The sequence below is a fragment of the Nocardia sp. NPDC004260 genome (assembly GCF_053603155.1).
Genome location: NZ_JBSGEZ010000206.1, coordinates 1 through 2,998, shown reverse-complemented (window position 1 = coordinate 2,998; position 2,998 = coordinate 1). Strand labels below are relative to the sequence as shown.

2 protein-coding genes are annotated in these 2,998 nt (G+C 68.4%); one reads left to right on the top strand and one right to left on the bottom strand.

The features are described from left to right. Nucleotides 1-469: 469 nt before the first annotated feature. Nucleotides 470-1,540: a DUF4192 family protein gene (locus ACWEO7_RS38875; RefSeq protein WP_452430770.1), complete on the top strand. Its 1,071-nt coding sequence runs from the start codon at nucleotides 470-472 to the stop codon at nucleotides 1,538-1,540. An 827-nt stretch (nucleotides 1,541-2,367) separates the two neighbouring features. Here ACWEO7_RS38875 and ACWEO7_RS38870 read toward each other — a convergent pair. Next, nucleotides 2,368-2,547, bottom strand: a complete 180-nt coding sequence (locus tag ACWEO7_RS38870) for a hypothetical protein (RefSeq protein ID WP_452430768.1) — start codon at nucleotides 2,545-2,547, stop codon at nucleotides 2,368-2,370. Between the last annotated feature and the right edge of the window lie 451 nt (nucleotides 2,548-2,998).

Sequence of the window (2,998 nt, the reverse complement as noted above, 5' to 3'; positions counted from 1 at the left end):
AGTTGCCACTCTGGCCAACCTCGCCCACGCCCGCTGACCGTAACCGGGTCCAGGTCGTCATCACCGCGTCGGACTTACGGGACAACCCTTAGGGGCAGGCCGGTGGCCTGCCCGGGTGGAGGCGCACGCGCCACCACCCAGGGGCAAAAAGGCTCCCCGACCGTGCGGATAATCAACCCGCGAGTTTTAAAAATCCCCGCCAGACCACGTGGGAAAACCCCGGTGAGTGGAGCATGAAAAACCCTCTCTAACCAGCGGAAGCATCGAAAATTAGGTGTGAAAAACCTCACCCGGACGCAACCCTTCTAAAAGTGCGTGATATGCGTGACAAGTATAGAATGGAGTTCGTAAGTTGGTGAGACACAGGGAATCCGAAACGGACGCCGCGCCACTTACGGAAGGGCTCGAAATGATCGACTACATCAAAATGACCGGCGGAGAATTCGTTTCCTCGATTGCCGCTCTCTTGATGACTTCCACATACAGCCTGCCCGAAATCGAAAACTGCATCATCGTCGCCATTCTTCACAGCGACGGTGTGATGCACAACTTCGGAGTTATCCCGATCGAGAAATTCGACTCCCACGACGAAAACGCCATCGAAGTTCTCGGCGGCAGGCACCACGGCCACGATGACCTGGTCATGCGCCTGGTCGCCGTCGCCGACACCGAGCACGCCGCCCGCGCCGTTTTCGCCCTGGATTCCCTTGTCCCCGCCCTCGAGCGCGAAGGCATCCGCGTGTTGAACGTGCTCATGACCCCGAAAATCGCCGCCGGAGAGCATTGGACCGACCTGCGCACCAAGGAATACGGCATCCTGCCCGACCCCGCCATGACCGCGCCCGCCCTCGCGGCCATCGTCGACGGACACGGCCCCCTGCCCGATCCCGAGGAAATCGCGCGCACGTTCGCTCAGACCACGCCCGCCGACACCGACCACGCCCGCGCCGAGCACCGCGACAACCCCCACCGATTCGCCCGCGACACCCTCACCGAGGCCCGCAAGCTGATCAGCGACTACGCGCGCACCTACGCCCCCGACTTCACCGACCACCCGACTGACGGCGGAGTCATCGGCGCGGACTACCCCGCCGACGAGCGCGCCCGCCTGCTCGCCAACACCGCCGATGGGCTCGCCGCCCGAGTCGGTGTGCTGGCCGAGGTGTCCGGATCCGCCCGTGACGCGATGTTCGGACTCGCCCTGCTCGACATCCCCGCCGCCGCGCGCATCTACTCCCACATCGCCAACCAGCTCGAGGGCATCCGCCGCTCTCACATGCTCGCCATCGCCGGAGTGCTCTACCACGTCGACGGCCGCCCCTACCACGCACGCGAAGCCCTCTTCCTCTCCGGAACCGCCGCCCTGATCGAGGACGGCCCCCTGTCGGAGACCATGCCCGTCATCGCCCGCGCGCTGCTCGCCGCCGCCCGCGCCGACGTCGAGGCCGACACCGCCCGCCGATTCCTGGCACTCGGACCGGCCGCCGCCAAGCGATTCGGCATCGACACCCCCGAATTCGACCTCTACCCCGCCGAGTAACCCGCCCAGCACCAGACGGACCCCCGGCCCCCAGGGGGTCCGTCCCCGTGCCCGGCGCGGCGGAATCGGAACTCCGCTGCGCTCCGTGCTGTGTCTTCTCGAGGCGGACAGCCCCCAGCCCCCACCAGTCCCCGGCCCGCCCCGCCCGAGCGCACCACCACACCCACGCACCACCACCGCACACACCCACCGGCACCGCACCCGGCCGTGGCCCTCAGCGGCAACGGCCGCAACCGAACTCGCTGCGCTCGTACAGACGACTTCCGCGGCCAACACCCCAACCCCACCAGCCCCGGCCCCGACTCACCCAACACCCCGACCCCGCCGGGCCCGCACCGCGGCCCCCGCCGGGCCGCTACGCGGCCCGGCACAGGCCGCTACGCGCCCTCACCCGAACCCGCACCAGCCCAAACACCGAAAGACCAGCACAATGAGCCTGCTCACCGACCGCCTCACCAGCACATACCACCGCGAACTCGACACCCTGCGCCGCCACGGAACACGACCCGAAATCATCGACACCACAGGCGGATGCGCCGCCATCCACATCGACCACCAGCCCTCCGGCCACACGATGCTGGCCACCAACAGCTGGGGACGGCTCACTGGCCAGCAGCGACGACGACCGCGTGCACTGGTACATCGGCATCTACGACCGCGACGAACAGATCACCGGCCACAGCGGACCCGACCTCGAACAGCTCTACCACACCGCCACAACGAAACTCGGAACCGGCACCGTGCCGTAACCGGCCCGCCCGACCGGCCCCGGACACGACAACGGGGCCGAGCCCACCGGCACCGGCCCCGCACACGAACCACTCGGGCTACAGATCGATCCCGCCCTCACGCGGAAACACCACATCGAACCGCACACCCTCCGGTGGCAGCGACCGATACCGCATCCGCTCACCAGCCACCACCCCGGCCGCATCCTCCGCAGACGGAGCCGACAACTCCACCAGCAGCCGCGCCGCCTCCCGCTCCACCGCCGAAACATTGCCCACAACAGCCATCCTTTCCCCGACCAGGCCGCACCGACCGCCCATATCCGCACGCCCGCACCACCAGCCTACAAACCCACCCACACACGGCATCCACGCCAGACCGCAGCCGTTCCGCACCCGGCCGCCGGTCCCACACCACACCCCACAGCATGAGAGCTACCGCGACACAGAGCCTGCCCGGCCCGCGCAGCTCCCGCACAATCACCTCCCAGCGGCATTACGCCGAGGTGCCCACCCCTGGCGCCGAACCCCGAGGCCACCACCGCTCACCAAGGTCCGCGAGCTCCGCTCGCGCGGCGGTGCGGGCATCAAGGGTGCCGGCGTGTCCCTTCGCCCGGCCCGCCGCGACGATCGCACACCAGAAACCGGCGCGCCAGGTCGTACGTCCTCGCTGCGCTGCGGGCGCTCCACCTGGCACACCGGCCCCTGGCGCGCGCTCCCTGCTTCAGGC

Bases quoted from the DNA above. Each gene is read 5' to 3' on its own strand.
- ACWEO7_RS38875 (WP_452430770.1), top strand. From the start codon at position 470: ATGACTTCCACATACAGCCTGCCCGAAATCGAAAACTGCATCATCGTC.